This window comes from Psychrobacter piechaudii (assembly GCF_900162825.1).
Taxonomy (GTDB): domain Bacteria; phylum Pseudomonadota; class Gammaproteobacteria; order Pseudomonadales; family Moraxellaceae; genus Psychrobacter; species Psychrobacter piechaudii.
In genome coordinates this window covers 1-6749 of the sequence record NZ_FUGE01000023.1, presented here as the reverse complement: position 1 = coordinate 6749, position 6749 = coordinate 1, and the positions used below count along the sequence as shown (strand labels likewise).

Below are 6749 nucleotides of genomic sequence, written 5' to 3'. Positions count from 1 at the left end.
TTTGGATCAAGACAATGTGACCATGCTTAAATTGCCTCCCTACTCACCTGAACTTAACCCTGCTGAACAGGTGTGGCAGTACCTTAAACAGCATTGGTTGTCTAATCGCTGTTTTGAGAGTTATGATGCGATTGTCGATGCGGCATGTGACGCTTGGAATGCATTGTGTAATCAGACTAACTTAATTAGGTCTATCACTCAGCGGGAGTGGTGCGACTTGAGTGTTATTTTTTAGAATTGGTATAAGTATAGCCAAGCTTCTACGCTTTATTACCATAAAAACAGTTATTGATTAGCATATTAGAGCGTCTGTAAAAGGCTGGGAATAAGGCCGAAATATAGTTGGTAACCATGTGAATATATACATAATTTTGCATAACATAACCAATACTGGGTTAACCTAATGGCTTATAAATAGTATAGTTAAAGTTAAATATTATAATTAGTACAACAATCAGAATATAATAATAGTAATAATAAAATAACGGAGTCTTCATGTTTAATAAATTCTCAAATAACACGATCCACAATAGCGTTACCTGTTCATCAAAAACTCCCTCAAAAGCTGCTCTTACCTTAAAACAGTTAACCGTAGCGGTTTCTGCCAGTTTGGCTCTCAGCTTATCCTACGCTGAAGAGACCAATGGCGCAGAGCAAGCTGTTCAATATGCTCAAGCTCAGAGTGTCGAATCCATAACGCAACAGGCCAGCACTCAACAAGCTGATACAGCTCAGATGGCTAGTAATCAAGACGAAGACAGCGCTGCTACAGAAACGGGATCAGTTCAAACTGAAACCCAACCGCAATCCCAAACTCAAGATAAGTCGCAAACGGACTCTGAATTATCAGCCATAGCGAAGCAAGTGAATGGCAGTGAATGGCAGCCAGGGGTGAAGATGACTCAAGCTGTGGGCACTAAAGTGCAAGCGTTATTAAACTGGCATCATCATGGTGTGGGCGCTGTAGATGGCTGGTGGGGAAAAAATACCCAAAAAGCAATGCAGGCTTTTCAAAAGGCCAAAGGTCTGCCTGTAACCGATAGTCTAGATCAAAAGACGTGGGAGGCTTTAAAAAGTGGGGATATGGCCAATAAGCCAGTATTAATCAGCTATACCTTAACTGATTCTGATGTCAATATTAAGACGATAACCATTCCAGAAGGGGTTGAAGCTAAGTCTAAATTAGAAGGCTTATATTATGAAAGTGTGGCTGAAGCGATGGCCGAAAAATTCCATATGAGTATTAACTACTTAAAGCAGCTTAACCTCAATGCCACTTTTACAGCAGGTGAGACGCTTACGGTGTATAACCCTGGCAAAGCCAACAAGACAGCAGTGACTCGTGTCGTGGCTGATAAAAATAGCCAAACTTTATATGCTTATGATAAAAACGATAAGCTGGTTGCCAGTTATCCAACCACGGTGGGCAGTACAGCCACTCCTTCACCGACCGGGACTCATAAGGTTCAGACCAAAGTGAGTGACCCTAACTACACCCATACCGATGCGGAAGGTAAACAGACCATTTTACCGCCAGGTCCGAACAACCCAGTGGGTCGAGTGTGGATTGGTTTAACCAAACCTTCTTATGGCATCCATGGTTCGCCTGATCCTGAGCGCATCAGTCGTCAAGCTTCAGCGGGTTGTATTCGTTTGACCAACTGGGATGCTTTGGCCTTACTAAATACCATTGATAATAATGCCACTGTAGAAATTAAATAAGACTAGGGTATAAAGTGAAGCAAAAACCTGTCTTGACTCATTACTGGAGTCTGGGCAGGTTTTCACAACAGATATAAACAAGAATAGATAACAGACAATAGATGAAGAAATACGAAAAAACCGCTATCCAATAAGGATTAGCGGTTTTTTTAGGACTGCTTGATTTTAACTGTAGCAGGCTAGGGTAAACCTAGTTATAGCTTATAGGTCAGCTATTAGGTTTTACCACGGTAGGTAATACGACCTTTAGTTAAGTCGTATGGGGTCATTTCAACTTTAACCTTATCACCGGTTAAGATACGAATGTAGTGTTTGCGCATTTTGCCTGAAATATGAGCAATAATTTCATGTCCATTTTCAAGGCGCACTTTGAAAAGTGTGTTTGGAAGGGTGTCAATGACTTCGCCTTCAAATTCAATAATGTCGTCTTTTTTTGCCATAATTATTTGGGTTAACCCGTTCAAAAAGAATTGTAGGCAGTTATTATACGCAAATCCCAATCATTAAGCAAATTTTAAGAACTAATGTCTTGATAAAAGTAATTTAATTTGCTAGTTGATTAGCATTTATTCGGTTAAGTTCAACCATTGTGGCGCCAGAGGAAGCTCAGGCAACAATTTCTGAAACGGTTCAGGATAGTAGGCATTGATAAAATATAGCCCGTCTGGTGCAGCGGTAGGCGGAGCAATAGTACGGTCTTTTGCCTCTAAAATACGCAGATAGTCGTCAGGTTGAAGCTCACCTTTGCCAATGGCAAATAAAGTGCCCATAAGGTTTCGGACCATATGATGCAAAAAGCCATCGGCTTGAATATCAAATACGATGAATTGGCCGTGCTGAAACATTTTGGCATTATGAATATTGCGAACGGGCTGCTTGGATTGACAGGCGGCGGCTCGAAAGCTACTAAAGTCATGAGTGCCGACAATGTATTCAGCGGTCTGCTGCATCAAGGCCAAATCTAAAGGCTCATGAACGTGAGTGACTAAATGATTGAGGATGGCCGGGCGCTGCGGCTGATTTAAGGTGATATAGCGATAACGACGGGCGATGGCACCAAAGCGGGCGTGAAAGTCGTCGGGCATGGGCTGTATCCAGCGAATAGCAATGTCATCCGGTAATAAGCTGTTGGCACCACGTAGCCAGTTGTAGATACCGCGCTTGGCACTGGTCTTAAAATGAGCCAGCATATTGCCGCCATGGACACCGGCATCGGTTCGACCTGCGGCCACAACTTCGATGGGCTCATTAGCAATTTTGCTAAGCGTCTCTTCTACCACCTGCTGCACACACAATACTTCTTGTTGTCGCTGCCAACCGCGATAATTCGCCCCATTAAACTCGATACCAAGAGCATAGGTCTGCAAGGGATTAGCAGTTTCAGAGGTTAGAGTGGTAACGCTATCAGAAGAGTCGATATTAGAAATCATGAATTCAGCCAAAGTTGCGGTATCAAGAACAGTAAAATTAATAAACTAAAAAGTACTAAACCAGTCGTTATTAACCAGTCGGTACTAAATAGTGAAGGGTATATTATAAGGATTTATAGCACTTGATTAAAATGGATCTGCTTATAGTTTGCTAACGCTATAACTCCAACGTTGACGACGACGAGATGGGGTATCAAATGCTAAGTGTAGCCAAAGTAGACGGGCATAGACCGCAGGGACCGTTAATCGGCCAGCAGAAAGCACATGATGTTGGTACTGCCAGCTACCAGCAGCATAAGCTTCACTTACCCCGCCATAAGGACATTGGGTGGTACAAACTACGATATGACCGTGCTTATAAAGCTGTTCTAAGCTTTGAGCCAATTGCTCACTAAAGGGGATATTACCGGCCCCAAAACCCATAAGCACGATGCCAGTAGGGGGTAGCTCAAGCAGTGTTGTCAATTGTGAGCTTAACCATTCCCCACTATTAGGGACACAGTAGACAGTCGGAATAATGGCGTTTTTAGCTTGGTCGGTGATGCTGGCCAGTTTTGCTTGCGAGTCTTCAATCCAGTTTTTACGGCGGGCTGCAGGCAGCGATTGAACATAGCTATTGGCAGGATAGCCAGCACGAGTGTGCCCAGTAAAGGCCATTAGATCGTGACTGTGAATTTTTTGAACCGTTTGTGCCGGCCAAGATTCACCAGCGAACGTCACAAATACGCCCGCTTCTCCATGAGCGGCTAGCCCTATAGCGTCTGATAGATTGCCCCAAGCGTCATTATGGGGGTCTATGCTGTAGTTGTGAATATCATTGGCATCAAATAAAGGACGCATGCTGGCCGTAAGGACTAATGATACATCCGATCCGGCAAAAGCTTCTGCCAAAAATGAGCCCAAGTAGCTAAGGGTGTCCGTGCCGGTTATCAGCACAAAATGACGATAGCCCTGAGCATAGCGGTTCAAAATTAATTGATAAAAGTGGCTAAAATCTGAAGGTGACAGTTGGCTGCTGTCTTTTACACAGCTATTCTCCAATACCTCTATATTGCTAGTAAGGTTTTGTCTGACCTTATCCATTAACAAAGGCAGAAAGGTCGGTGCTGGCAAGGCAGACAAAGGTTTGCCATAGCTACCAAAGGTGCCTCCGGCATAGATAAGTTGCACTTTATTAGATGTGGCTTGATTAAGCGTGTGGCCGGTTGGCTTGTTTTTTTTATTTGCTGTCATAATAAAAGTCTATAAATGGCTTTGAGTATTAGTTTTTTGTTCAGTAAAGTCCAAGGCGTGCTTACGGCTTTCAACTTTAGGCCCGGCAATACCCTCTACTTTTGGCGTTCAACCAAATTCACCTGTTTAAAAAAATCTTCCTCTATTTCAGAACCTGCATCGTCTAACATCTGTTACAACTCATCTTCATCAAACAAGGGCTGTTCGGAAGTCTCGGATGGTTCATATTCAACTGTATCAGAGGCTGAAGCTACTGTCGCCGTCGCAGTTTTCTTATTTTGCCCTAAGATTTGTTGATCGCTTAGGTTGTCGCTATCAGGATGGTCGTTAAGGCTGACATCGGCCACGCCCGTTTGTGATTTATGAGAATGGACATCATTGTTTGGGGTAGATTGTTCGTTAGATTTTACCACTCCGCGGGATTTTGCGGCGGAGCTTTCGTCGCGAGATACAATAAAAAATAAGAGAATTAGTAGCAAAATAACAATAAGGCCAATAATGACTCTTAGGCTCATAGGCGACTCCTTGTGTTATAAAGGACGCTGTCACACGGATCCCTAGACGATAAGGTAGAGTAATGGGTCGATAAACACTGTAAGGCTAACAATAGTAAAGCAGTCCAAAAGTGGGGTGGGGCGTCTAGCATTTATAGCAAAGTAGACTGTGGATTACTAGCAAATTATAAAAATTAGCTAAGCCCTGTTTGCCGATAGTGCCCCGCTAATTTGACGGCAATGGTATAATTGCCGATATTCATGCGCATATATTCTAATAAGTGGTTTTTTCGCTTATTTCAATGCTTATTTCTGTACGTTTTAACCAATCTCCTTCATTTTAAATCTATAACTCTGAGTTAATGCTATGCAATTTACCCTACACAAAACTGCCGCCGGCGAATCACGGGCGCGCCGAGGCACCGTCAAGCTTACCCATGGCGAAATTAGAACCCCTGCCTTTATGCCAGTTGGTACTTATGGCACCGTGAAAGGCATGTTGCCTCGTGATATTGAAAATATTGGTGCCGATATTATTCTTGGTAATACCTTCCACTTATGGCTGCGTCCTGGTACCGAAGTGATCGATAAATTTGGTGGTTTACATCAGTTTATGAATTGGAATAAGCCCATCTTGACCGATTCAGGTGGTTTCCAAGTCTTTAGCCTAGGGGCAATGCGTAAAATTACTGAAGAAGGCGTGGCCTTTAAGTCGCCTATTGATGGTGCCAAAGTGTTTTTATCGCCTGAAAAATCGATGCAAATTCAGTACTCTTTAAACTCAGACATCGTGATGCAGTTTGATGAATGCACCCCTTACCCAGCCACTTATTCTGAAGCACAGAAGTCGCTTGAGTTGTCATTACGCTGGGGACAGCGCTGCGTTGATGAGCATAATAAATTAGGCAATACCAACGCCTTATTTGGTATTGTGCAAGGCAGTATGTACGAAGACCTACGCCGCCAGTCGATGGAAGGCCTGTTAGAGATTGGCTTTGATGGTTATGCTATTGGCGGGCTGTCAGTGGGCGAGCCTAAAGAAGAGATGATTAGCGTCTTAAATTACATGCCTGAGCTGATGCCGGCCGATAAGCCACGCTATCTAATGGGCGTGGGCAAGCCAGAAGATATCTTAGAGGCAGTGCGCCGTGGTGTGGATATGTTTGACTGCGTGATGCCAACCCGTAACGCTCGTAATGGTCATTATTTTGTGACCGGCAATGAAGAAAACCAAGGCATTGTGCGTATTCGCAACAGTCAATATCGTGAAGATATGGGTCCATTAGATCCAGAATGTGACTGCTACTGCTGTCAAAACTTCACCCGTGCTTATTTGTATCATCTGAACAAATGTAAAGAGATGCTAGGCGCACAGTTAGCAACCATTCATAACCTGCGTTATTATCAGCGCCTAATGCAAGGCATTCGTGATGCCATCGATAATGATACTTTTGATGAGTTTGTGGCTGATTTTTATCACAAGCGTGGTCAGGAAGTGCCAGCTTTAGAGCTGTCTTAAGCGTGAACGGTTATTCGTAGTCCTCTTAAGTTATTTGCTTATTAAGTTGTTTACTTAACAATGAAGCGGGATTGGTTATTTAGCCAGTTCCGCTTTTTTATTACCAGTCGCCGTAAAACCACCCACTTCAGGGCATAGGTATCTACACAATTTATCAGTGAGCATAAATTTGATAAAATAGCGCAGTATGGCATAGACAAAATGGAGCTAGATACGAGGCTCATCAAACGATATCAACAACTCGTACACAATCACACTCACCCAAACGGTTATCTACATGCTGGTATGAAAGCAACTATGGATACTAAAAGCAGTTTTGCTCAGACCCAAGCGTTATGGCGATTTGTGCAT

The 6749-nt window shown here is 43.2% G+C and carries 6 protein-coding genes and 1 pseudogene; 3 read left to right on the top strand and 4 right to left on the bottom strand.

The annotated features are described in order from the left end of the window. Together A1019T_RS00355 and A1019T_RS00350 are read left to right on the top strand one after the other, a co-directional pair. Window positions 1-137, top strand: a pseudogene (locus A1019T_RS00355) (transposase); the annotation flags it as partial. 358 nt (window positions 138-495) lie between these two features. Next, entirely contained in the window at window positions 496-1722 is a 1227-nt protein-coding gene (locus A1019T_RS00350) for a L,D-transpeptidase family protein (RefSeq protein ID WP_077449927.1), read from the top strand. A gap of 215 nt (window positions 1723-1937) precedes the next feature. Here the strand turns inward: A1019T_RS00350 and infA are convergent, their stop codons facing one another. From infA to A1019T_RS00330, 4 genes are all read right to left on the bottom strand, one after another. Continuing rightward, on the bottom strand, window positions 1938-2162 hold the full coding sequence (gene infA / locus A1019T_RS00345) for a translation initiation factor IF-1 (protein WP_011961149.1): 225 nt from the start codon (window positions 2160-2162) through the stop codon (window positions 1938-1940). 126 nt (window positions 2163-2288) lie between these two features. Further along, on the bottom strand, window positions 2289-3152 hold the full coding sequence (gene truA, locus A1019T_RS00340; RefSeq protein ID WP_244156481.1) for a tRNA pseudouridine(38-40) synthase TruA: 864 nt from the start codon (window positions 3150-3152) through the stop codon (window positions 2289-2291). 141 nt (window positions 3153-3293) lie between these two features. Further along, on the bottom strand, window positions 3294-4385 hold the full coding sequence (locus A1019T_RS00335) for an asparaginase (RefSeq protein WP_077449926.1): 1092 nt from the start codon (window positions 4383-4385) through the stop codon (window positions 3294-3296). Between the two features lie 173 nt (window positions 4386-4558). Next, a complete protein-coding gene (locus A1019T_RS00330) occupies window positions 4559-4900 on the bottom strand; it encodes a hypothetical protein (protein ID WP_077449925.1) in 342 nt (113 codons plus the stop codon). Between the two features lie 346 nt (window positions 4901-5246). Between A1019T_RS00330 and tgt the strand changes: the two genes are divergently transcribed. Further along, the gene (gene tgt, locus A1019T_RS00325) at window positions 5247-6398 is read left to right on the top strand and encodes a tRNA guanosine(34) transglycosylase Tgt (RefSeq protein WP_077449924.1); all 1152 of its coding nucleotides are present in this window, start codon (window positions 5247-5249) and stop codon (window positions 6396-6398) included. Window positions 6399-6749 lie beyond the last annotated feature (351 nt).

Excerpts from the sequence above, each read along its gene's own strand:
- A1019T_RS00350 (WP_077449927.1), top strand. The coding sequence starts at position 496 with ATGTTTAATAAATTCTCAAATAACACGATCCACAATAGCGTTACCTGT.
- infA (WP_011961149.1), bottom strand. The coding sequence starts at position 2,162 with ATGGCAAAAAAAGACGACATTATTGAATTTGAAGGCGAAGTCATTGAC.
- truA (WP_244156481.1), bottom strand. The coding sequence starts at position 3,152 with ATGATTTCTAATATCGACTCTTCTGATAGCGTTACCACTCTAACCTCT.
- A1019T_RS00335 (WP_077449926.1), bottom strand. The coding sequence starts at position 4,385 with ATGACAGCAAATAAAAAAAACAAGCCAACCGGCCACACGCTTAATCAA.
- A1019T_RS00330 (WP_077449925.1), bottom strand. The coding sequence starts at position 4,900 with ATGAGCCTAAGAGTCATTATTGGCCTTATTGTTATTTTGCTACTAATT.
- tgt (WP_077449924.1), top strand. The coding sequence starts at position 5,247 with ATGCAATTTACCCTACACAAAACTGCCGCCGGCGAATCACGGGCGCGC.